General features: G+C 67.4%; 20 protein-coding genes and 1 tRNA gene. 6 read left to right on the top strand and 15 right to left on the bottom strand.

Annotated elements, in window-relative coordinates:
* Positions 1-18: 18 nt before the first annotated feature.
* Positions 19-198 (top strand): DUF7836 family putative zinc-binding protein, encoded by a 180-nt coding sequence (locus tag C441_RS06785; protein ID WP_004970575.1) that lies wholly within the window; start codon positions 19-21, stop codon positions 196-198.
* Between the two features lie 58 nt (positions 199-256).
* Here C441_RS06785 and C441_RS06790 read toward each other — a convergent pair whose 3' ends face one another.
* Positions 257-664, bottom strand: coding sequence for a translation initiation factor IF-2 subunit beta (locus tag C441_RS06790; RefSeq protein WP_004970574.1), 408 nt, complete (start codon positions 662-664; stop codon positions 257-259).
* A 267-nt stretch (positions 665-931) separates the two neighbouring features.
* Between C441_RS06790 and C441_RS06795 the strand changes: the two genes are divergently transcribed.
* Positions 932-1,168, top strand: a complete 237-nt coding sequence (locus C441_RS06795; RefSeq protein WP_004041569.1) for a UPF0058 family protein — start codon at positions 932-934, stop codon at positions 1,166-1,168.
* A 170-nt stretch (positions 1,169-1,338) separates the two neighbouring features.
* On the opposite strand, the gene C441_RS06800 is transcribed toward C441_RS06795, so the two are convergent.
* The 4 genes from C441_RS06800 to malQ all read right to left on the bottom strand — a co-directional run bounded on the left by C441_RS06800 (position 1,339) and on the right by malQ (position 5,370).
* Positions 1,339-1,779 carry a DUF555 domain-containing protein gene (locus tag C441_RS06800; RefSeq protein ID WP_007274446.1) on the bottom strand — a complete coding sequence of 147 codons (441 nt, stop codon included), beginning with the start codon at positions 1,777-1,779 and terminating at the stop codon, positions 1,339-1,341.
* Between the two features lie 61 nt (positions 1,780-1,840).
* Positions 1,841-2,755: a DNA-3-methyladenine glycosylase family protein gene (locus C441_RS06805; protein WP_007274447.1), complete on the bottom strand. Its 915-nt coding sequence runs from the start codon at positions 2,753-2,755 to the stop codon at positions 1,841-1,843.
* 113 nt (positions 2,756-2,868) lie between these two features.
* A complete protein-coding gene (locus C441_RS06810; protein WP_007274448.1) occupies positions 2,869-3,813 on the bottom strand; it encodes a mechanosensitive ion channel family protein in 945 nt (314 codons plus the stop codon).
* A gap of 66 nt (positions 3,814-3,879) precedes the next feature.
* The gene (gene malQ, locus C441_RS06815) at positions 3,880-5,370 is read right to left on the bottom strand and encodes a 4-alpha-glucanotransferase (RefSeq protein ID WP_049920487.1); all 1,491 of its coding nucleotides are present in this window, start codon (positions 5,368-5,370) and stop codon (positions 3,880-3,882) included.
* Between the two features lie 207 nt (positions 5,371-5,577).
* Between malQ and thrS the strand changes: the two genes are divergently transcribed.
* The gene (thrS, locus tag C441_RS06820) at positions 5,578-7,509 is read left to right on the top strand and encodes a threonine--tRNA ligase (protein WP_007274450.1); all 1,932 of its coding nucleotides are present in this window, start codon (positions 5,578-5,580) and stop codon (positions 7,507-7,509) included.
* Positions 7,510-7,523: 14 nt separating this feature from the next.
* On the opposite strand, the gene C441_RS06825 is transcribed toward thrS, so the two are convergent.
* From C441_RS06825 to C441_RS06835, 3 genes are all read right to left on the bottom strand, one after another.
* The gene (locus C441_RS06825; protein WP_007274451.1) at positions 7,524-8,981 is read right to left on the bottom strand and encodes a hypothetical protein; all 1,458 of its coding nucleotides are present in this window, start codon (positions 8,979-8,981) and stop codon (positions 7,524-7,526) included.
* A gap of 78 nt (positions 8,982-9,059) precedes the next feature.
* A complete protein-coding gene (locus C441_RS06830) occupies positions 9,060-9,557 on the bottom strand; it encodes a pyridoxamine 5'-phosphate oxidase family protein (protein WP_007274452.1) in 498 nt (165 codons plus the stop codon).
* A 38-nt stretch (positions 9,558-9,595) separates the two neighbouring features.
* Complete coding sequence (locus tag C441_RS06835; RefSeq protein WP_007274453.1) at positions 9,596-10,903, bottom strand: MFS transporter; 1,308 nt, start codon at positions 10,901-10,903, stop codon at positions 9,596-9,598.
* A gap of 119 nt (positions 10,904-11,022) precedes the next feature.
* Here C441_RS06835 and C441_RS06840 point away from each other — a divergent pair, with 119 nt between their 5' ends.
* A complete protein-coding gene (locus C441_RS06840) occupies positions 11,023-11,274 on the top strand; it encodes a hypothetical protein (protein ID WP_007274454.1) in 252 nt (83 codons plus the stop codon).
* On the opposite strand, the gene C441_RS06845 is transcribed toward C441_RS06840, so the two are convergent.
* Both C441_RS06845 and C441_RS06850 read right to left on the bottom strand, forming a co-directional pair.
* Complete coding sequence (locus tag C441_RS06845) at positions 11,275-11,505, bottom strand: hypothetical protein (protein WP_007274455.1); 231 nt, start codon at positions 11,503-11,505, stop codon at positions 11,275-11,277.
* Between the two features lie 121 nt (positions 11,506-11,626).
* A tRNA-Lys gene (locus C441_RS06850) sits at positions 11,627-11,700 on the bottom strand.
* 132 nt (positions 11,701-11,832) lie between these two features.
* Here C441_RS06850 and C441_RS06855 point away from each other — a divergent pair.
* The gene (locus C441_RS06855) at positions 11,833-13,290 is read left to right on the top strand and encodes a DHH family phosphoesterase (RefSeq protein ID WP_004970563.1); all 1,458 of its coding nucleotides are present in this window, start codon (positions 11,833-11,835) and stop codon (positions 13,288-13,290) included.
* 4 nt (positions 13,291-13,294) lie between these two features.
* Here the strand turns inward: C441_RS06855 and C441_RS06860 are convergent, their stop codons facing one another.
* The 5 genes from C441_RS06860 to C441_RS06880 form a co-directional block, all read right to left on the bottom strand.
* On the bottom strand, positions 13,295-13,588 hold the full coding sequence (locus C441_RS06860) for a PRC-barrel domain-containing protein (protein ID WP_007274456.1): 294 nt from the start codon (positions 13,586-13,588) through the stop codon (positions 13,295-13,297).
* A gap of 182 nt (positions 13,589-13,770) precedes the next feature.
* On the bottom strand, positions 13,771-15,972 hold the full coding sequence (locus tag C441_RS06865) for an LUD domain-containing protein (RefSeq protein ID WP_007274457.1): 2,202 nt from the start codon (positions 15,970-15,972) through the stop codon (positions 13,771-13,773).
* Positions 15,965-16,468, bottom strand: coding sequence for a LutC/YkgG family protein (locus C441_RS06870; protein ID WP_007274458.1), 504 nt, complete (start codon positions 16,466-16,468; stop codon positions 15,965-15,967). Before C441_RS06870 ends, C441_RS06865 begins: the two co-directional genes overlap by 8 nt.
* 78 nt (positions 16,469-16,546) lie before the next feature.
* Positions 16,547-18,391: an Nramp family divalent metal transporter gene (locus tag C441_RS06875; protein ID WP_007274459.1), complete on the bottom strand. Its 1,845-nt coding sequence runs from the start codon at positions 18,389-18,391 to the stop codon at positions 16,547-16,549.
* A gap of 122 nt (positions 18,392-18,513) precedes the next feature.
* Complete coding sequence (locus C441_RS06880; RefSeq protein ID WP_007274460.1) at positions 18,514-19,161, bottom strand: HTH domain-containing protein; 648 nt, start codon at positions 19,159-19,161, stop codon at positions 18,514-18,516.
* 372 nt (positions 19,162-19,533) lie between these two features.
* Here C441_RS06880 and C441_RS06885 point away from each other — a divergent pair, with 372 nt between their 5' ends.
* Positions 19,534-21,246, top strand: a complete 1,713-nt coding sequence (locus tag C441_RS06885; RefSeq protein ID WP_007274461.1) for an L-lactate permease — start codon at positions 19,534-19,536, stop codon at positions 21,244-21,246.
* The last annotated feature ends 119 nt before the right edge of the window (positions 21,247-21,365 follow it).

Here is a 21,365-nt window from a genome sequence, read left to right on the forward strand (position 1 = left end):
CCGGAGCATATACGGGGTATGGTTGAAGCGTTCGTCCGACTCTTGTGCCCCGAATGTGGAAAGGACTGGGAGACGAATCCGAACGAACTCCCCGCTCACCGCGACAACTACTCGTGTCAGGGCTGTGGCGCGACGCGGCGCACGGCCGAGTTCATGCGGACGGAGCGCGACCTCCAGACGCTCAAGCAGTTCGAGTAGCGAGGAAAGAGACAGCCCGTCTCCCGGTCGGGGAAGACCCCGCCGGACGCTCGTTTTTTTAGATGTCGGGAATCGCCGAGAGCGCGCCGCACGCGTCGCACTTCAGAACCTTCGCACCCTGTTCCGTGACGAGTTTCGTGTCGGGCGACCCGCATTCGCTACAGCGCACGAACGACTCGACGTACTCGTCGAGCGCGTCGGCGATGCGGCGCTGTCGGAACTCGCCGGTAAAGCGCGCGCGGCCGCGGTCGTCGATTTGGGCGCTCGTTCCCAGTTCCGTCTGGAAGAACTTCAGGACGTGCGTCGCCTCGCGCGCGAGCCGGTCGTGGGTCGCCGCGAAGTTCTCGTAGACCGTGACGTTCCCCTCCTGTCGGACCGTCGGCTCCGGGACGCTGAAGCGGTCGCCGCCCTCCGCGACGTCCGACGACTCCGAGAGCGCGCGGTCCAGTTGGTCGTCGTAGTCCATGCGCGACAGTACGCGCGCGCCGGCGTAAAATTCTCACGACCCCCGGCGCGCGCGACCGGCGCTCGGCGCGCGCCCTCCATAGCTATATAAACTGCTCGTGAGATTCCGCCGACGCTCGCTATCGACGGGACGAAACAACAAACGAATTGCAAACGTTCGAACACGAAATTTCCCTTGAGACCCCCATAATCGCCGGTTTAAGGGAGTCGGATGCTAACGTGACTCAAGATAATACTATATCCCTCCGGTCTCAAGCCGTGGTTGCTCATGAAGAAGCAGGAACTCATCCACCTGCACGGTCTGCTCGCAGAAGTCCACACCCAGATTGAGGCCTGGGAGGACGAGGAAATCAGTCTCGTCGAGTACAACGAACTCGGCGTACGACCGACATCCATCCACAAGTCCAAAACGGACCACAAAGCAGCCGTGTTTAAACTGGCGAAAGGTATCACCGGAGCGATGCGCGAGGCCGAACCAGAGCCGCTCGCACCGCAAGCCGACTGAATCGAGAAAAGAAACGCGTTCTCCTCTACGACCCTACAGCCGAGAGCGACCGCGCCGTGCTCTCACGGACGACGACGCTTCCGAGCGACTGCCGCGTCGAAGCAGTGGATGAGTTCCGCGCAGGCAGAAACAGCGGGCGGGACTGAGGCGGCGACGCGACGGCGGCGGCTTCAGCGGTCGTCGACGAGGTCGTCGTAGTCGACGAGCGTCCCGTCGGCCTCCGCCGGGCCGGTCTCGGCGCGGGTGTCGCCCTCGCCGTCGGTCTCGACCGACTCGTCGTCGACGCGGTCGACCGACAGCACCTTCAGCGGGATGTTTTCGAGGCGTTGGCCGATCTCCTTGCGGGCGATGCGCGAGGCGTGTTCCTCCCGTTCGACGTTGAACACCGTCATCTCCAGTTCGAGGGCGACGAGCGCCTCGTCCGCGGCGATGAACGCGGGAGGAAGCTCCTCGCCGCCGGGCGAGGTCCGAGCGCCCATGCTAATCTCGACGTACTTCAGGTCGGGATTGAGCATCTCACCCGTCTTCGAGATGGCGATGCGAATCGCCTCGTCGACGGTCTCCACGTCGTACACCGGGACCGCGGCCTCGACGACGACTCTGCAGTCCATGGGTACGATGAGGTAGTGTGCCGAAGGCTATCAACCTTCTTGCCACGCCGTCACGCGTCGCTCACTCCCCGCCGGAGCGGAGGTAGTGAAACACGTACGTCTGGGTGTAGCCGGCGTAGCGACCGCCGAGGCGCTCGCGGATGGCCCGCGAGGTGTCGGCGTAGTTCCCCCGGTCGCAGTCGGGGTAGTGCTCCTCGATGGCCGACCGAATCCACGTGTCGAGCGGGACGGCTTCGAGGTAGTCGAGCGAGAACAAGAGGACGCAGTCCGCGACCTTGTCGCCGACGCCGACGAACGTCGTCAGGAAGTCGCGGGCGTCCTCGTAGTCGCGGCCGCGGGCCTCGTCGGGGGTCGCCTCGCCGGTGGCGACCATCTCGGCCGTCCGCCGGACGTAGGGCGCGCGGTAGCCGAGGCTGAGGTCGCGCAGTTCCGCCTCCGTGGCCTCGGCCAGCCGCTCGGGCGTCGGGTACGCGAAGTACGTCTCGCCGTCGAACTCGACGCGCTCGCCGTAGGTCTCTCTGAGCCGCGACTGCATCCCGAAGATGCGGGAGACGCGCATCTGCGCCGAGCAGATAAAGGAGACGAGACAGCCGAACGGCGGGTCGCGGACGAGCCGCATCCCCGGATACGCCTCGTAGGCCCGCCGGACGAGCGGTTCGTCGGGCATCGCCGAGAGGATGGCCTCGAGGTCGTCGTCGAGGCGGAGCAGGTGGGTGAGAAGCGGGACGGCGTCGAGGTTCGACTCCCACTCCAGCGCGCCGTCGGTCTGCCGCACCCTGACGACGGCCGACTCGTCGGAGACGCCGTCGAGCGGCGGGACGACCGTCTGGTACCACGCGTCGCCGCCGTGGGCCGCGTCGCGCTCGTACATCCGGCCGTCGGGGCGGTCCCAGAGGTACGACTGGCCGCTCTCCAGCGTCGATTGGAGGTCGAACGCTCCGTCGAGGCTCGCGAGGTCGATGACACCCGTCTCCATCGCTTCGACGTTGGGCGCGGGGGATTTGCGGGTTTCGATGCCGGCGGGCGAGGCGGGCGGTAGCGAGGCGGCGCTCGCCGAGTCCACCGCCGAAACTGCGCCGCGCGCCGCGCTCAGCGGTTGCGGCTCACCGGGAAGCTGACCCGGTCCGGGTGGTCGCCCAGTCGGTCGAGGACGCGCTCGTACAGCCGGTTTTTGACGCGCTGGGCGCGGGTCGGCGGGACGAGCACGCGGAGTCGGAAGACCACCCACGACTCCTCCTGCGCGACGTTGACGGTCGGGCCGTCGGCCACGTCGAGGTCCAGCGGCGACTCGCGGAGCCTGTCCCGGTAGCGCTCCATCGCGGCGTCCATGTCGTCGCCGACTTCCTCGTCGGCCACGTCCAAGAGGAGTTGGCGGACGAACGGGAGGTCCGTCTCGTAGGACACCTGCACCGGCACCTCGGTCCAGACGCGGTCGAACAGCGCGCCGTAGTTGACGACCTCGGAGGAGAGGACAAGCGAGTTCGGGACGGTGACGGTCCGGCCGGAGGGCTGGTTCGACGCGAGGGGGCCGCCGGTCTCCCAGAGCGTCGTGACGAGGAAGCCGACCTCGGCGACGTCGCCGGAGACGGAGCCGATGTTGACGCGGTCGCCGACCGCGTAGGGGCGGCTCACGAGGATGTAGAACCAGCCGATAAAGGAGAGAATCGGCTGTTGGAGCGCGAAGGTGACGGCGAAGCCGATGACGCCGAAGGAGACCAACACGCCGAGCCACTGGTCCGTGAACGCCCCGAGGACGCCGACGAGCGCGACGCCGCCGACGCCGAGTCGCAGGACGTTCCGAACGTCGTGGGCGCGGCGGCGGTCCGCGATGCGCGCGACGAGGAACGCGGCGAGAAAGCGGTAGACGCCGTAGGCGACGAGCGCGACCGCGGCGGCCGACAGCCCGGTCGAGAGAAGCAGGTCGGCGTTGGGGACGTCGAGGTCGGAAAGCGGGGTCGTCGCGCGGACGAGCCACGAGAGGACCGCGGCGAGGAGTCCGGCGGCGAACGCGCCGAGGCCGAGGCGGCGAGACATACCGTGGCCGTCGGGTGGACGACCCAAAAAGGTGTAGTCGAACCGATGCGAGGGGCGGCGGCGACCTCAGTTGCGGATGTGGAGGTCCGTGAGGGTCGCGAGGCGGTCGGCGACGGCGCCGTCGAGGCCCTCGCGGGTGACGCGCCACTCCCAGTTGCCGGTCTGCGTGCCGGGGGTGTTGAACCGGGCGTGCGAGTCGAGTCCGAGGAGGTCCTGCGTCGTCGTGAACGCGAGGACGGACGCGGAGTTCCAGACGGCGTCGATGATAGACCAGTGAATCTCCGAGCCGTCCGCGCCGATGTTGTAGTGGAGGCAGTCGCGGGTGCGGTCGTCGAGGTCGCGGTAGTAGCCGACGAACGTGTCGGTGTCGTGAGTCGAGGTGTAGGCCACCGAGTTCTCCGGGTAGTGCATCGGCTGGTACATGTCGCCCTCGCGGCACCAGTCGGCGTACTGCGGGACGCGCATGCCGGGGAAGGCGAACCGGTCGCGGAGGTCGACGAGCGAGGGGTCGAGAAAGCCGAGGTCCTCGACGATGAAGGGGAGGTCGCCGAGTTCGCGCTCGACCGTCTCGAAGAAGTCGTGGCCGGGCGCGTCGCGCCACTCGCCGTTTCCGGGGTCGTCCGAGTCGGCGTCGATGGCCCAGAACTCGTCGAACCCCTTGAAGTGGTCGATGCGGGTCACGTCCACGAGGTCGAACAGCCGGCGGAGGCGGTCGAGCCACCAGCCGTAGCCGTCCTCGCGGAGCGTCTCCCAGTCGTACAGCGGGTTGCCCCAGCGCTGGCCGGAGTCGTCCGGGTTCGGCGGGACGCCGGCGACCACGGCGGGTTCGTTCGACTCGGTGAGGTCGAACGCCTCGGGGGCGGCCCACACGTCGGCGCTGTCGAGCGCGACGTAGATGGGGAGGTCGCCGACGAGGGTGACGCCCTTCTCGTCGGCGTAGTCGGCGAGAGCGCGCCACTGCTCGTCGAAGCAGAACTGGACGAACTCGCGGTAGCGAATCTCGTCAGCGTACTCCGCGCGGGCGTCGGCGAGCGCGTCGGGGTCGCGCGTCTTCAACTCGATCGGCCAGTCTATCCACGCCCGCCGGAACTCGTCTTTCAGGGCGGCGAACAGCGCGTAGTCTTCGAGCCAGCCGGCCTCGCGCTCGCGGAAGGCGTCGAAGGCGGCGCGGTCGTCCTCGGTGGCCTCGGCCTCGAAGCGGTCGAAGGCGGTGCGGAGCCGCGAGCGCTTGTACTCGCCGACGCGCTCGTAGTCGACCGCGTGGGGGTCGAACTCGGGGGCGGGTTCGAGGTCGTCGTCGGTGAGCCACCCGCGCTCCGCGAGGCCGGTGAGGTCGATGAGAAGCGGGTTGCCGGCGAACGAGGAGGTCGATTGGTACGGCGAGTTCGCCATGGCGGGTTCGGTCGGCCCGAGGGGGCAGAACTGCCACATCGACTGTTCGGCGTCGGCGAGGAAGTCCACGAAGGCGCGCGCGCCGTCGCCGAGGTCGCCGATGCCGTGGGGCCCCGGGACCGAGGTGACGTGCATGAACACCCCGCTCTGTCGAGAAAGTCGCATACCCACAGGGTCCGCGTGCGACCCAATTGGTACTTTGGGTCGAAACAGCGGGCCGACGACGAGGGCGCGACCGCGGGAGTGGGGACGGTCCCACACCGCCGACGCCGGCACAGTTGTGCTAGCAAATCGCACGAAATCGGCCGCGAGCGGGCGTCGCTCGCGCCCGTCTCAACAACACTTATTCTCCCCCGTCCGTTCCGTGCGCGTATGAGTGATATCGCTGTCATCCTCCCCGACGGGACGGAACTCTCCGTCGAGGAGGGTGCGACGGTGCGAGACGCCGCGTTCGCAATCGGCCCCGGCCTCGGCAAGGACACCGTCGCCGGCGTCGTCGATGGCGAACTCGTGGACAAGGAGACGCCGCTCCACGACGGCGCGGACCTCGTCATCGTCACCGACCAGTCCGACGAGTATCTCGACGTGCTCCGCCACTCGGCGGCCCACGTCTTCGCACAGGCCCTCCAGCGGCTCCACCCGGAGGCCAAACTGACCATCGGCCCGTGGACGGACGACGGCTTCTACTACGACGTGACGAGCGTCGACCTCGAACAGGAGGACCTCGAAGCCATCGAAGACGAGATGCGCGACATCATCGAGGCGGACCTCGACATCGAGCGCGTCCTCGTCGACCGCGAGGAGGCCCTCGAAAAGTACGCCGACAACCCCTACAAGCGCGACATCCTCGAAGACGAGGCCGCCGGCGACGACGAACTGTCGTTCTACCAGCAAGGCGAGTTCGAGGACCTCTGTAAGGGCCCGCACGTCGAATCGACGGGCGAAATCGGCGCGGTCAAGCTCCTGAACATCTCGGCGGCCTACTGGCGCGGCGACGAGGAAAACGACACGCTGACGCGGGTGTACGGGACGGCGTTCGAGTCCGAGTCCGACCTCGAAGACTTCCTCGACATGCGCGAGGAGGCCAAAGAGCGCGACCACCGCAAGCTCGGCCAGGAGCTGAACCTGTTCGCCATCGACGAGACGACGGGACCGGGCCTGCCGCTGTACCAGCCGAACGGCAAGCGCATCCTCGACGAGCTCGCGGACTACGCGAAACAGCTCAACCTCGACGCGGGCTACGACCCCGTCGAGACGCCCCACCTGTTCCGGACGGAGCTGTGGAAGAAGTCGGGCCACTACGAGAACTACGTCGACGACATGTTCCTCCTCGACGTGAACGACGAGGAGTACGGCCTGAAGCCGATGAACTGTCCCGGCCACGCGACCATCTTCGACCAGCAGTCGTGGTCGTACCGCGACCTCCCGGTGCGCTACTTCGAGGACGGGAAGGTCTACCGGAAGGAACAGCGCGGCGAGCTGTCGGGCCTCTCGCGCGTCTGGTCCTTTACCATCGACGACGGCCACCTGTTCGTCCGCCCCGACCAGATCGAAGACGAGATCAACCTCATCATCGACAACATCCTGACGGTGTTCGACACCTTCGGGCTGGACGCCGAAGTCGCGCTCGCCACGCGCCCCGAAAAATCCGTCGGGAGCGACGAAATCTGGGAGCAGGCGGAGACGCAACTCCGCGCCGTGCTCGACGACAGCGGCATCGACTACGGCATCGAGGCCGGCGACGGCGCGTTCTACGGCCCGAAAATCGACTTCGCGTTCAAGGACGCCCTCGGTCGCAAGTGGGACGGCCCGACGGTCCAGCTCGACTTCAACATGCCCGACCGCTTCGACCTCACCTACACGGGCGAGGACAACGAGGACCACCAGCCGGTGATGATTCACCGCGCGCTTTACGGCAGTTACGAGCGCTTCTTCATGGTCCTCATCGAGCACTTCAACGGCAAGTTCCCGTTCTGGCTCGCCCCCGAGCAGGTCCGCATCCTGCCCATCTCGGACGACCAGATGGGCTACGCGAAGAAGCTCCAGTACGAACTCGGCGACTTCCGCGTCGACATCGAGGACCGCTCGTGGACGCTCGGCCGGAAGATTCGCGAGGCCCAGACCGACCGCGTCCCGTACATGGTCATCGTCGGCGGCGACGAGGAGGAGGCCGGAACCATCTCCGTCCGCGACCGCAAAGAGCGGGAGGCAAAGGACGTGAGCGTCGAGGCGTTCCGCGACCACCTCCGGAGCGAATACGACGAAAAGCGCCCCGAACCCGACTTCCTCGCCGACGAGGAGTGAGGCCCTCGGTCCGCTTAGACCGCGACTGATTCTCTGTTTCGGCGGTCCCGCGCCGCCGCGTCCAACTCCCGCCGGACCGTCGTCCGGAACGACTCGTCTCTGATGAGGTTCGCGAGCACGCCGAAGTGTCCGCAGTCCCACTCGCGGCGGTTCGGCCTCGGGACGCCCCACTCGTCGAGGAGCGCGCGGGCCGTCGAGGTGGGGCCCATCTCGTCGCGGGTCCCGACGAACGGGAAGACGCGTTCGGGCGCGAGACACGGCGCTTTCGGCGGGTTCAACAGCGGCGCGAACTCGTGGAGCGCCGCGCCGGTCCAGCCGGCCGCGTCGAGCGCGTCGTCGATGTCGAGCAGTCTCGTGAGTTCCCCCGCGAGGAGCGTCTGGTCGATTGCGCCGGGCATCCCCGCGGGGAACAGCAGGTCGGGGCGCATCGACTCGGGCCAGTCGCCGCACCGTCCCCCGACGTGGAGCGCGATTGTGCCGCCGAGGCTGACGCCGCCGACGCCGACGACCGGCGCGCCCTCGGTCCGCGCCCAGTCGGTGAGGACGGCGGTCTCCAGCGCGGCCGCCGAGTAGAGCGTGAAGAGGCCGACGGGCGCGCGGGCGATGTAGGGTTCACCGCTGTACCGGCCGAGTAGCTCGCGGCGACCGTGCCACGGCGCGTCGGGGAGGATGACCCGATACCCCTCGGGGGCGAGCGCGCGGGCGACGTACTCCTCTTCGGGCCAGTAGCCGAGTTGGTCGTCGAACGCCCCCCATCCGGAGTGGAAGACGAGCGTCGGCAGGTCGGCGTCGCCGCCGGCGTTGACGTCGATGTCGACGGGTTCGTACACCCGCGCGGTCACCCGGTCGCTGAGGTGCGGCGAGGGCGACCGGAAGCGAAGCAGGTACTCGACGGTTCCCGGTCCGCGGACGGTCGCCGAGCGCTCGACGCGGGGGAACTCCTCGGCCGCGCTGGACTCGGCGAAGCCGTAGAGTCGCTCGGGTTCGGCGAGTTCGTGGTTCCAGCGGGTCCGCGCGTCCTCGGGCGAGGGCGTCTCGAACTTCACCGGCGGCACGAGGTGTTCCTTCGAGAGGAACCCGAAGATGTCGGTCGGTTTGGCCCGCCGTTCCGACACCTCGCGGCGCTCTCGCTCGACGGCGACGCGCTCGTCGGGCGTCGATTCGCCGTCGCCCCAGAAGACGTCGTCCCAGCGCTCCATCGTCTCGTCGTACGCGCCGCGGAGGCGGGCGTACCGCGCGAGCGCGCGTTCGATTCGGTCGTGGAGGTGCGGCGCGGGCGGCGCGCCGACCTCGCGGAGGTACGCTTCCGGGCCCTCCGAGAGCGCCACGTCGGCCGCGGCGCGAGCGCGAACGACGGCGAACTCGCGGGGGAGCGAGCGTGTCTTGAACGCCTCGAACGGGCGCGAGGTCACAAGTCGGCCGGCGGGCGAGGTGAGCAACCGGTGTACCGCCGGGGTTTCGAGGTGGTCCATACCGTGTGATACGAGTGACACGATAATGACCCTAGGCCCGCCTGTCGATGAGTGAGAACGGGCGGGGTCGGCCGGCGCTCAGGCCGAGTCGAACCGCCAGCGCGTCGCGTCGGCGGGAAAGCCGGACCACGCCAGCGCGCGCTCGGGGCGAACCCGAAACACCGGCGTTCCGTGTCGAATCCCGTACTTCGCCTCGTAGGCGTCGTCGACGCGGGCGAGCCTGGTTTCGTCCGCCGTCTCCGCGTCCAGTCGCTCGGCGACGCCTTCGAGGATGACCACGTCGGTCCCGCTTTCGGTGTGGACCGCGAGGCGCGGGTCGCGCGCGAGATTTCTCACCCATCTGGTCCGCTCGCCGCCGCCGCAGTGGAACGCGCCGTCGACCCAGACGCCCCAGACCGGGCGGGCGTGCGGCCGACCGTCGGGGCGAGTCGTCGCGACCCAGAACACCTCGTCGTCTGTGAACGCGGTTTCGACGACGCGCCACTCCAGAAGGCCGTCGTCCGATGCGGGGATGCCGTAGCTCGCTTCGGTCTCGGGGCGGTCGCGGACGGTCGCTGGCGGCGCGTCGTCGGGCATGAGACAGAGAGGGGCCGCGAGAGATTAAGCGCGGACTCCTACCACGCCGTGAGCGCGTCGGTCCCGTGGGTCCACGTCAGGGCCGCGAGGAAGGCGAGGACGCCGGTGATGGCCGCCGCGCCGCCGACGAAGAACACCCACTCCATGCCGACTTCGGCCATGAGGTAGCCGCCGAGGAGTGGCGCGACGACGCTCCCGGGCCGCCAGAGGAGTTCGCGGATGCCGAAGCTACTGGCGACGCCCGCGCCGCCGGAGCCCTCGTCGGCGAAGAGCGCCATGCTGGCCGGTTCGCGGAGGCTGTCGGCGACCCCGAGCAGACCCGCGAGACCGACGAGCGGGAGGAAGGCGGGCGAAAGCGGGCCGAGGAGGGGGAACGCCGCGGGGAGCGCGAGCGCCCCGCCGACCGCCGGCGAGAAGGGAACGGCGAGCGCGATGAGACCGTAGAGGCCGCCGCCGACGAAGACGAACCGCGCGCGGCCGTACCCGTCGGAGACGCGGCCGGTGTAGGGCTGACAGAGCATGTTGGTGAACTTCTCGGCGACGACGGTGGCGGCGACGGCGATGCCGCCGTATTCGAGGCCGCCGGAGGCCGCGGCAACGCCGGCGTAGATGGGCACCCACGTCCGGACGAGCGTAACGGCGACGGCGTACTGGACGCGGAACGTCGCCATCGTCAGGATGCGCTCGTTGAGCGCGAGGTCAGTGAAGGGAAAGCCGCGGACGCGGGTCTCGTCCGGCGGGAGGAACACCCAGATGGCGACGACGGCGATGCTCAGGAGAATCGTGATGACCATGAAGATGGGCGTGAAGCCGAACAGGTCGTAGAGGACGCCGGCGCTGATACTGCCGAGGATGGAGGCCGCGAACCGGGCGGCGTTCGCCTTCCCGATGTGGTTCGCGCGCGTCCCCTCGCGGGCGAGCTCGCCGACGAGCGCGAGCGACATCAGCCCCGCGCCGGTGACGGCGACGCCCTGTGCGGCCCGCGCGAGAATAAACGAGAGACTGGAGTCGACGAGCGGAAAAGCGGCGTAGACGACCGCGCCGAGACCGACCGTCCCGGCGAGGACGAGGCGTTTGTCGTAGCGGTCGCCGGCCCACGACAGCGGCACGACGGCGACGGTCTGGGCGAGCGTGAAGCCGGTGGTGAACATCCCGATGACGAACCCGCGCGAGAGGGAGAAACCGCCGAGCGCGAGCCCGCCGAGGGCGAACTCGGGCACGAGGACCGCGCTCGGGTCGAGTTCGTTGATGTACTTCGGAAGCAGGGTGACGAGCGTGATGAAGCCGAACCCCCCGGCGAATCGAGTGAGATACAGCGTCCAAAACCTGAGACGGGTGCGGTCCATGGGCTGTGTGCGGTCAACCGGCGAAAAGAAGTACCGGAACCGGCGGTCACCGTCGGCGACCTAAAAGCCCGTCAGATAGCGGCAGTGAGCTTTATCTTTCAGGACGAGTGACACATCATATGGAACAGGTGGGTGGAGAGACGGCGGCGAGAGGTACGGAGACGCGCCTCGTTCGGATCGAGCGGGAGATGAACGACCACGGGGCGATGACCGTCCGCGTGGTCGAGACCGGAGAGCTACGCACCGTGGTGGCGTGTGCGACTCCGGACCTGCGAGCGAGACTCGCCTCGACGGCGGCGGGCGCGGAGTTCCCGCTTCGGCTCGCGCCGTCGCCGGGGCGCGGGAACTCGTGGGTCGCACTCGGGCGGTAGTCAGGAGTCGAAAAGCAGTTTCGCGCCGACCGCGAGGCCGCCGAACAGCACTACGAGCACCGCGCCCGCGACGACGTCGGAACCGAAAAGCACCCCGAAGTCCGGGGTGAGAACCGCAAGGAACCGTCCGGGGTCGAAGTGGTCCTCGACGCCCGTGGCCAGTCCGAAGACGATGGCGACGAGAAGCGTGATGAAGACGAGGACCAGTTCGGTCCTGTCGCTCTGGTTCATAGTCGGTAGCGTTCGGAGCGGGACATAAAACATCCGAGGGTGGGAAGCCACTCACCTGTCAGCTATCCGAGTGATATAGACGGAGCGCCTCGGCTGTCGGAGTTGGTCTGGAAGGAAGTAGTGGGCCGGACGCGATTTGAACACGCGACCGTCTGATTAAGAGTCAGACGCTCTGCCTAACTGAGCTACCGGCCCTTGCAATCTCTCGTAACTGCCGGTAGGTAAAATGACTTTCCTTTCTGTACGACGACGGCAGGGACGCACACGCGCGAAACAACGGACAAACGGTGGGTGTTAAGTGGCGGCCGGCCGGAGTAGCGGGCAACGATGAGTGCAGGGGTCAGCATTTCCTCGATGTCTACGTACGCGATACTCGGCTGTGGGAGCGTCGGGCACGCGGTCGCCGAGGAACTGACAGACGAGGGAAAAGACGTCCTCATCCTCGACAAGGACGAAAGCCGCGTCGAAGCCCTGCGCGACCAGGACTTGAACGCGCAGACCACGAACATCGCCGACCCGGAGCTCGCCGACGCCGTCACCGGACGCGACGTGATTCTCATCCTCTCGTCGGACGTCGAGGCCAACAAGGCCGCCGTCTCGACCATCCGCGACCGCGACGAAGACCAGTTCATCGTCGTCCGCGCCTCCGACCCCGTCTCAGAGGACGAACTGACGAAGCTCGGTGCCGACGTGGTCATCAACCCCTCCGAGGTCATCGCCGACTCCGCGCTCCGAAGCGTCGAGTCCGGCGAGCTCGAATACAAGGCCCGCCAACTGGCCGACATCCTGCGCGACACCGACCACGGGATGGCCATCCTCACCCACGACAACCCCGACCCCGACTCGCTCGCCTCGGCGGTCGCCCTCCAAGCCATCGCCCGCGAGTACGACGTCGAGGCCGACATCCTCTACTCGGGAGACATGGGCCACCAGGAGAACCGGGCGTTCGTGAACATCCTCGGCATCGAACTCACCCCGCGGAGCGACTCGAAACCGCTCGAAGAGTACGGCGCGGTCGCGCTCGTCGACCACATGAAGTCGGGGATGCCCGACCTCGGCGACGCCGACATCACGGTCTTTATCGACCACTTCGAACCCGACGACGGCATCGACGCCCGCTTTACCGACGTGCGGCCGAACGTCTCGTCGACCTCGACGATTCTCACGAAGTACATCCAGGAGTTCGACCTCAGCCCGTCGCAGGCGGTCGCCACGGCGCTTCTCTACGGCATCCGCGCCGAGACGCTCGACTTCAAACGCGACACGACGCCCGCCGACCTGACCGCGGCGGCGTACCTCTATCCCTTCGCCGACCACGACACGCTGGAGAAAGTCGAGTCGCCGTCGATGTCGCCGGAGACGCTGGACGTGCTCGCCGAGGCCATCCAGAACCGCGACGTGCAGGGCTCGCATCTCGTCTCGAACGCGGGGTTCATCCGCGACCGCGACGCGCTGACGCAGGCGGCCCAGCACCTCCTCAACCTCGAGGGCATCACCACGACGGCCGTCTTCGGCATCGCCGACGACACCATCTACCTCGCGGCGCGGTCGAAGGACATCCGCATGAACATCGGGAAGATTCTGAGCGACGCCTTCACCGGCATCGGCGAGGCCGGCGGCCACTCCACGCAGGGCTCCGTCGAGATTCCGCTCGGTATCTTCACGGGCATCGAGTCCAACGACGACAACCGCGACACGCTCCTCCAACTCACCGAGGAGGCGGTAAAGCGCAAGCTCTTCCGTGCGATGGGCGTCGAGGGCGGCGAGAGCGGAAACGGGAGTTAGAACGTCAGACGACCAGCGACTCTTCGTCTTCTTCTGGGTTCTTCAGGCGCTCGATGACGTCGTTGATGAGGATGACGTCGCCGACGGCGCGGACCCATCGATACGGGATGAGAACGCCCTTTCCGGGTTCGATCTGGTTGCGGAACAGTTCGTCGTTCAGCGCCGTCAGCGCGAGGCCGGTGACCGTCTCGTGGTCCAAGTCGAGGCGGACGTCTTCGACCTCGCCGACGAACACACCGTTGTTCGAGTAGACCTCCCGGCCTACGAGCGTCGTAATCTCTTCGGGCGTCCCGTCCATATCCGCCAACATGGGATGCCGGGTCTTAATTGTTCGTAGCCCGCGAGTCGGGGCGCAGACGCGCGGCAGACGGGCGTCCGACGCCGGCGGGAAATCACCGGACGGAGACGTGTTGTTCAGTTGAGAAGACGGGGCGAGTCGCCGCGAACGACGACCGAGACAGGAGCCGAGTCGGGGGCGCGTTACCGCCGCGGCGCGACCAGTTGAATCGGGTGTTGCGTCGGGCGGCTGAGGAGCGAATCGAGCTGTTCGAGACAGGAGGTGCCGCTGGCGACGACGGTGCGATCTCTGTTCTCGTCGGTCTGGAACTGTCCCTGTAGCTCGGAGCCGACGTCGACGCTGAGTTCGTAGTACTCGGACTTGTAGCCGAACGAGCCGGCCATGCCACAGCACTCCACGTCGGAGGTGGCGACGTCGTAGCCGAGGTCCGACAGGACGGCCTCGGTGTGGCCTTCGAGGCCGAGCGTGCGCTGTTGGCAGTGACTGTGGTAGGCGACTTCCCCGCCCGTACCGGCCGAGAGCGCGTCGGCGTCAGCGCCGTGTTCCAGCAGGCCGAAGACGTACTCCATGACCTCGTAGCTGGCCTCCGAGATGCGCTCGAAGGACTTCTCGGGCAGGAACTTCTCGTACTCGGTTCGGAACATCGCGAGGTCCGAGGGCTCGATGACGACGATGTCGCGGCCGTCGTCGATGTGCTCCGCGAGGCCGGCGTACACGTCGTGGGCGTGGTCCTCCGCGGTCGCAATCATGCCCTGCGAGAGCGGGGCGCGGCCCGACGAGCGAACGTCGGGGACGATGACGTCGACGCCGAGCGCTTCGAGGGTACGGACCGCGGCCTTCCCGCGTTCGACCTGCACGTGGTTCGTGTACACGTCGGGGTAGACCACGGCCGTCCGGACCGGGTCGTCGACCCGCGAGGTGCGGCTCTCGAACCAGTCTTTCAGCGTCTCGCGCTGGAATTCGGGGAGTTCGCGGCGGGCGTCGATACCGAGGAACCGCTCCATGACGTCGCGGGAGACGCCGAGGCCGGCGGCCCAGTTGGAGACGGGCGCGAAGAAGCTCCCGACCTTCGCGGCCGTCTCGAAGTTGCCGAAGAAGCGCTTCTGGAGGCTGACGCCGCCGGGTTCCTCGTCGGGGGTGAGTCCCTCGACGAGCCAGTCGAGTTCGGACACCTCGCCGCGGTTGACCCGGTCGCGGACGACCGTGTTTATCCACGGGATGTCGATTTCGACCGGGCAGGCGGTGGTACACCGGCTACAGCCGGTACAGAGGTCGTTGAACTCCGCGGCGCTGTCGAGGCCCTCGACGCCGGCCTCCCAGCCGGTGCCGATGCCGCCGGAGTAGGTCTCGCCGCCGAAGGCGTGGCCGCCGACGTGCTGGAAGTTGGCGCAGACGTTGGAACACGCCGAACACCGGATGCAGTAGAGCGTCTCGCGGAGTTGGTCGTCCTCGCGCATGTCGAACCGCCCGTTGTCGATAAGCACGAGGTGGAAGTCGCGGTCCGTCTCGGTCGCCGAAAGCGGCGTGTCGGGAGCGTCGAAATCGACGGTCGGCGACTCGACCGGCGGCGTCAGAAGCGAGATGTAGGAGGTGATGTCCTGTCCCGTCCCCGACTTGCCGATGAGTTCGACGAAGGGCCGGAGGTCCTCGACGGTCGGGATGACCTTCTCGACGCCGGCGACCGCGACGTGCGTGTCGGGCACGACGGCCGTCTTCCGGGCGTTACCCTCGGAGGTGACGAGCGCCATCGTCCCGGTGTCGGCGGTGATGAAGTTCGCGCCGGTCATCCCCACGTCCGCGCCCTCGATGAGTTCGCCGAGCTGTTCGCGGGCGAACATGGTGAGTTCCTCGGCGGTTTCGAGGGGTTCGTCGGGGTCGAACGCCTCGTTGAACAGGTCGGCGATGGCCTCCCGCGACTTGTGGATGGCGGGCGCGACGATGTGCGACGGGGACTCGTCTGCGACCTGCAGGACCCACTCGCCGAGGTCGGTTTCGACCACGTCGATGTCGGCGGCTTCGAGGTCCTCGTTGACCTCTATCTCCTCGGAGGTCATCGACTTCGACTTGACGACGCGCTCTGCCTCCTTGTCCTCGCAGACCTCGCGGATGTACCGGTTCGCGTCGGCCGCGTCGTCGGCGATGTAGAGCGTGCCGCCGTTCGATTCGACCGTCTCGCGCAGTTGGTCGATGAGTTCCGGGAGCCGTTCGATGGCGTCTTCCTTGATGGCCCGCGCTTCGGACTTCAGCCCCTCGTAGTCGTCGAGCGTCTGGACCGACTGGTAGCGCCCCTCGTTGAACCCGCGGGTGCTCGTGCCGACGGCGTCGCCCTCGGTCTCCATCAGCTGTCGAATCTTCGCCGCCTTGGCCTCGCGCGCCTTACTCATCGAGAATCACCACGTGGACTTCCTTCGGACCGTGTGCTCCCTTCACCAGCGCGCCCATGTCGGCGGTGGCGCTGGGACCGGTGGCGATGATGGCCGAGGAGTGTCCCGTGCGGAACTCCTCGCCCAGCCAGTCGAACGCCTCGGGCATGCCGGGGACGATGTCCGACCGCCGGAGGACGGCGACGTGGAGGTCGCCGAACAGGCTCACGGGTTCGACGCCGTCGGGCGTGCCCTGCACGACGACGCTCCCGTAGTCCGCGATACCCAGACCGGCCGCCGTGACACCCGCGTTCGCCTCCCGGAGGTCCGCCGGGGTCGGGTCGGTGTTCACCCAGTCGGGGAGGTCGACGCCGTCGTACGGGAGGGAAACGCCGATAGTCGGGTCCGAACAGAGTCCTTCGAGCACGTCCGCCAGCCCATCGGGAGACGCGTGTGTCCAGCCTACTTCGAGTCGTTCGAGCGAGTCCTCGAACGTCGCAACCGTGCCGGTTGACATACGTGGAGCTAGCGCGTTCTACATAATCGTTCTTCGGGTTCAGACACCACGCCGTCGGTTAATTATGAAAGATTCGGGTTAGGGGAATCGACCGACCGCCTCGTCCGCGTCGGCGACCGTGCCGGCCGCCTCGCGCTTGCCGGCGGCGGATTTCGTCACCGCGTAGGCCTGCACGACCAAGTAGCCCGCCCAGAGGAGGTAGCCGCCGGTCCCGCTCCCGAGGACCGTCGGGACCGTTCGGAACGTCGTGAGCCCGATTCCGTTGAGCCACGTCCCGATGAGGAGGACGCTGAAGTAGCCGTAGAAGCCCGTCGCCCACCACATGCCGACGACGCGCGCCCAGCCGGGTTGGACGTGTTCGGGGAGCCGCGTCGTGTTCATCACGAGGACGAGCGCGGTGTAGGGCCACATTATCACGCCGGACATCGCGGCCCCGACGACGAGGAAGAAGAACGGCTCTTGGCCCTCGAACGGCGAGGAGAAAAGCAAGATGATGACGACGCCCCAGACGCAGAAGGCGGTGAGGAGCCGCCAGAACAGCTTCGGGAGGTCCCAGCCGGCCTCGCGGCCGTAGGACTCGTAGAGGGCGTCGGCGCTGTTGCGGACGAACGACTCGACGATGGCGTACTCGGTGGTAAAGAGCGCGACGAAGAGGACGGCGAAGACGAGAAACGAGCCGACCGGGCCGAGAAGCGGGACGACGTCGCCGAGCCACATCTGAATGGCGTTGGCGGTCGACCCCGACGCGTAGCGCATGGCGACGCTCATCAGCGCGGGGGCGACGAGGAGCAGGCCGAACACGAACGTGAGGAGGTGTTCGAGTTGGACGACGCGCCACCAGCCGCGCCAGCGGCGGAGGTTCGTCAGCGTCGGGCGGAACGCGAAGCCGTCGCGCTGGATGGGTTCGGGGTCGTCGCCGCGAAGCGGGTTCTTCACGCGCCCCTGATAGTTGCCCATGCCGTAGCCCTTCTCCCGCATCCAGAGGCTCTGAGAGAGGTTGAGGTAGCCGCCCGCGCCGGCGAAGGCGAGGCCGCCGAGGAAGACCGCGATGTCCAGTCCCTCGGGGAGCGTTCCGACCGAGCCGGCGGCCGCGGGGAGGTCGGCGAACTCGACCCACGAGCCGGTGACGGCGACGAGGAGCAGGGCCGCGCCGATGGCGACGAACAGGAGGCCGATTTGGAACACCTCGACGGCGTTGTACATGACCGACGACACCTGATACGAGAGCCAGATGACGCCCATGAGGGCGGCGGCGACGAGTTTCCACGTCGCGAGCGACGCGCCGAAGAGCGCGACCGACCCGTCGAGTCCGAGCGCCGTCGTGGCGACCTGCGCCGCGCCGGCGGCCCACCCCGGCCACCCGAGGCTGATGAGGCCGCCGACGAGGAACGCCCACGGCCAGTACGACCCCACGCGTGCGAACGCGCGGAAAATGCTCTCGCCGGTGGCGAGCGTCCAGCGCTGAAGCTCCGTGTTGATGAGAAACTGCGTGAAGACGCCGACGACGAACGCCCAGAACACCGCCCAGCCGTACTGCGCGGTCAACACCGGCCAAAACAGCGTCTCGCCGCTCCCGAGCGACGCCCCGAGCATGATGGCCGAGGGGCCGACGACGTGGCCGACGCGGGGGACCCGCGGGAGGTCGGCGAGGCGGAACGACCCGCCCTCGCCCGACTCGGGGTAGTCGTCCGAGTCGTCGGACTCCTCCAACTCCTCGTAACGAAGCGGGAGATACCACGTCCCGCGGTACTGCTTTCCCTCGACCTCGGAGGCGTAGACGTCGTCGCCGCCGGCGACGCTCGGTTCCGTCGAGGGCGCGGACTCCGAGGGGTCCGAGAGGTCCGCGCCGGAGTCGTCCGAGTCGTCGAGCGCGTCCGACCGCGCGGACGCGTCGGCGTCGGAACCGGGTCGACCGTCGCTCACGAGACGAGACACCCCGGAACGGAACTATCGGACGGCGAATCGCTTGACATCGATGCGTTTGCCGGAATTGTGGCCCGATGGTGTATAAATTCGTAGGGTGGCTGTCGCGTTCAAAAACCGGACTACCCGCCGAGGAAGTGCCAGATGTGGCCGCGCTCTTCCGGCGGGTCGACGCCCGGCAGTTGCTTGAGCGCCGGCTGAATCGCGTTCCACCAGCCCTCGGCGGACTCGAAGCCGGCGGGGTAGTCGTGGTACACGTCCCGCAGGAAATCCGCCTTCTTCGCCTCCGGGTGGTCGGTGAGGTACTGGTACGCCGCCGACAGCGCCTCCCGGCGGGCGTCGAGCATCGGGCCGCTCCCCGGCAGGTCCGCGCGCTCGATGGCGGACGAGACGGCGGGCGGGTGGTCGAGGTCGTTAGGACCGTCGGCCTCGGCCTCGCCCGTGGCCGCGGTTTCGGTGGGCGAAGCCGAGTCGGTCGAGTCGGCGGCCCGCCCCGCAGTCGACTCCCCGCGGGCGGGTATCGGAATCCAGAACACCCGGCTCCGAGCGCCGACCTTCCGGGTGGCGAGGTCGCCGCGTTCTTCGAGTTCGTTCAGTTTGTTGTGCGCGGTGCGCCGCGAGCAGTCGAGCGCCTCCATCACGTCGGTGGCGGTGAGGGGGCGAGCGGCGTCGTCGCGCCCCTCGAACACGTCCAAGACGGCGTCCAGCGAGATGCGTCCCACGTACTGTCCGTGTTCGTTTCGGGAGCGCGCGCGAGACTCATCTTCCATGATAATTCCAGTTCACACGACTGTATAAGCCTTTGCACACGAGTGAATATCCAGTTCACTCGTGTGTTGTGGCCGTGAGACACGTGTGTTATAGCCGTTTCGAGAATCGGTTTTCCGAAATCGGCTCCGAACGCGAACCGACAGGATAGACCATGTGAAACCAGAATTCGGCGTTTAATCGCGTATTTGCCCGAATATCCACGAGTGTACTGGGTTGTGTACTTCGGGTAAGTCGACCTCAACAGATATGTCATGAATAGCGACGAACGATAGATATTTATCACAAAGGTTGTGTAGCGGATGCCACGATGCACCGCATCAGGCACGAATCTGGAACGGCACAGGCTGGAACGAACTGCGGAGGTGTGCGGCATGGTTAACGCGACCGACGCGGTCGTCGCACTGCTCCCGCTTATCACCATCGCCTATCTGATGGTCGGGCGGTACTGGCCCGCGACGCGGGCGATGCCCGTCGCGTGGGTCGTCGCAATCGGGGCCGGCGTCCTCGGCTGGGGCATGACGCCGCAGTGGGTCATCGCCTCGACCATCAACGGCTTCATCACCGCCTCGAACATCCTGTACATCGTCTTCGGAGCGATTCTGCTCCTGTACACGCTCAAGCAGACGGGCGCGTTCGACGCCATCAACAACGGCTTCGCCTCCATCAGCGAGGACCGCCGCGTGCAGGTCGTCCTGCTCGTGTTCCTCATGGGCTCGTTCATCGAGGCCGCCGCCGGCTTCGGCACGCCCGCGGCAATCGTCGGCCCGCTCCTCGTGGGCCTCGGCTTCCCGCCGCTCGCGGCCGTCGTGGTCGCGCTGACGGGGAACCTCATGGCCATCACCTTCGGCGCGGTCGGCACGCCGCTCATCATCGGGATGATCGACATCTTCGACGACGTGCCGGTCATCACGAACGCGCTCGACGCGCAGGGCATGGGCGTCGAACAGTGGGTCTCGGAAATCGCCGTCTTCGCGGCGATGAACCACGTCGTCGTCGGCATCCTGCTCCCCTTCATCGGCGTCGCCATGATGACGCGTTTCTTCGGCGAGGAGCGCTCCATCAAGCCGGCGCTCGCAGTGCTTCCTCTCACGCTGTTCGCGTGGGCGTCCTTCTCGGTGCCGTACTTCCTGACGGCCTACTTCCTCGGCCCGGTGTTCCCCGGACTTGTCGGCGCGATGGTGGGGCTACTGCTCACCGTCTCCGCGCTCAAAGCCGGCTTCTTCCACCCCGACGAGGAGTGGGACTTCGCGCCGCAGACTGAGTGGCCCGACCACTGGGTCGGCGACATCCAACCCGGCGAGACGAGCCAGCGCGGCGGTGCGGTCGCCGCCGACGGCGGTGCGGTCCAGCAGATGCCGCTGTGGAAGGCGTGGACGCCGTACGTCCTCGTCGCGGCGCTCCTCGTCGTCACCCGCGTGTTCGACCCGCTGACGAGTTTCCTCACGTCGAACCTCGTCTTCGAGTACGCCGACATCTGGGGCACGGAGTTGGCCGGCGACTTCCAGTTGCTCTACCTGCCCGGCGCGGTGTTCCTCGTGGTCCACCTCGTCACCATCGGCCTCCACGACATGGACGCGAAGCAGGTCAAAGCCACGTGGGCGGAGACCGCCGAGAAAGTCACGCCGGCGGTCGTCGCGCTGTTGTTCGCGGTCGCCACCGTCCAAATCATGCTCCAGTCGGGCAACGCCACGGGCACCGACAGCATGCTCATCGTCCTCTCCGAAGGCATGGCAGGCATCGCGGGCGGCGTCTACCCGTTCTTCGCCGCCTTCGTCGGCGCGTTCGGCGCGTTCCTCGCGGGGTCGAACACCGTCTCCGACATCCTGTTCGGCACCTTCCAGTACGGCGTCGCCGACCAGATCGGCACGCCGAAGACCGTCATGCTGGGCGCGCAGGCGGTCGGCGGGGCCATCGGCAACCTCATCGCCGTCCACAACGTCGTCGCCGCGCTCGCGGTCGTCGGCCTCGTCGGCGAGGAGGGCCGCGTCATCCGCCTCGAACTCATCCCGCTTCTGTACTACGGGACCGCGACCGGCGTCCTCACGCTCCTGTTCAGCTACGTGCTGTTCCCGGGCGTGTTCTGACCGGCCGGCGCTTTCGACCCTGCTCGGCCCGGTCGAACTACCTCGGCCCGAATCGACCAGATTCGGTTCGGGGCGAACCGTCCCGACCCGGCTCGATTCGAACCGCGAACCGACTCGCA

This window comes from Haloferax sulfurifontis ATCC BAA-897, from assembly GCF_000337835.1.
Classification (GTDB): domain Archaea; phylum Halobacteriota; class Halobacteria; order Halobacteriales; family Haloferacaceae; genus Haloferax; species Haloferax denitrificans.

Coding starts and splice junctions, on each gene's coding strand:
- C441_RS06840 (WP_007274454.1), top strand. CDS start 11,023: ATGGAACAGGTGGGTGGAGAGACGGCGGCGAGAGGTACGGAGACGCGC.
- C441_RS06865 (WP_007274457.1), bottom strand. CDS start 15,972: ATGAGTAAGGCGCGCGAGGCCAAGGCGGCGAAGATTCGACAGCTGATG.
- C441_RS06880 (WP_007274460.1), bottom strand. CDS start 19,161: ATGGAAGATGAGTCTCGCGCGCGCTCCCGAAACGAACACGGACAGTAC.
- C441_RS06855 (WP_004970563.1), top strand. CDS start 11,833: ATGAGTGCAGGGGTCAGCATTTCCTCGATGTCTACGTACGCGATACTC.
- C441_RS06825 (WP_007274451.1), bottom strand. CDS start 8,981: ATGGACCACCTCGAAACCCCGGCGGTACACCGGTTGCTCACCTCGCCC.
- C441_RS06800 (WP_007274446.1), bottom strand. CDS start 1,779: ATGGACTGCAGAGTCGTCGTCGAGGCCGCGGTCCCGGTGTACGACGTG.
- C441_RS06790 (WP_004970574.1), bottom strand. CDS start 664: ATGGACTACGACGACCAACTGGACCGCGCGCTCTCGGAGTCGTCGGAC.
- malQ (WP_049920487.1), bottom strand. CDS start 5,370: ATGCGACTTTCTCGACAGAGCGGGGTGTTCATGCACGTCACCTCGGTC.
- C441_RS06785 (WP_004970575.1), top strand. CDS start 19: ATGGTTGAAGCGTTCGTCCGACTCTTGTGCCCCGAATGTGGAAAGGAC.
- C441_RS06870 (WP_007274458.1), bottom strand. CDS start 16,468: ATGTCAACCGGCACGGTTGCGACGTTCGAGGACTCGCTCGAACGACTC.
- C441_RS06830 (WP_007274452.1), bottom strand. CDS start 9,557: ATGCCCGACGACGCGCCGCCAGCGACCGTCCGCGACCGCCCCGAGACC.
- C441_RS06795 (WP_004041569.1), top strand. CDS start 932: ATGAAGAAGCAGGAACTCATCCACCTGCACGGTCTGCTCGCAGAAGTC.
- thrS (WP_007274450.1), top strand. CDS start 5,578: ATGAGTGATATCGCTGTCATCCTCCCCGACGGGACGGAACTCTCCGTC.
- C441_RS06810 (WP_007274448.1), bottom strand. CDS start 3,813: ATGTCTCGCCGCCTCGGCCTCGGCGCGTTCGCCGCCGGACTCCTCGCC.
- C441_RS06805 (WP_007274447.1), bottom strand. CDS start 2,755: ATGGAGACGGGTGTCATCGACCTCGCGAGCCTCGACGGAGCGTTCGAC.
- C441_RS06885 (WP_007274461.1), top strand. CDS start 19,534: ATGGTTAACGCGACCGACGCGGTCGTCGCACTGCTCCCGCTTATCACC.
- C441_RS06845 (WP_007274455.1), bottom strand. CDS start 11,505: ATGAACCAGAGCGACAGGACCGAACTGGTCCTCGTCTTCATCACGCTT.
- C441_RS06835 (WP_007274453.1), bottom strand. CDS start 10,903: ATGGACCGCACCCGTCTCAGGTTTTGGACGCTGTATCTCACTCGATTC.
- C441_RS06860 (WP_007274456.1), bottom strand. CDS start 13,588: ATGGACGGGACGCCCGAAGAGATTACGACGCTCGTAGGCCGGGAGGTC.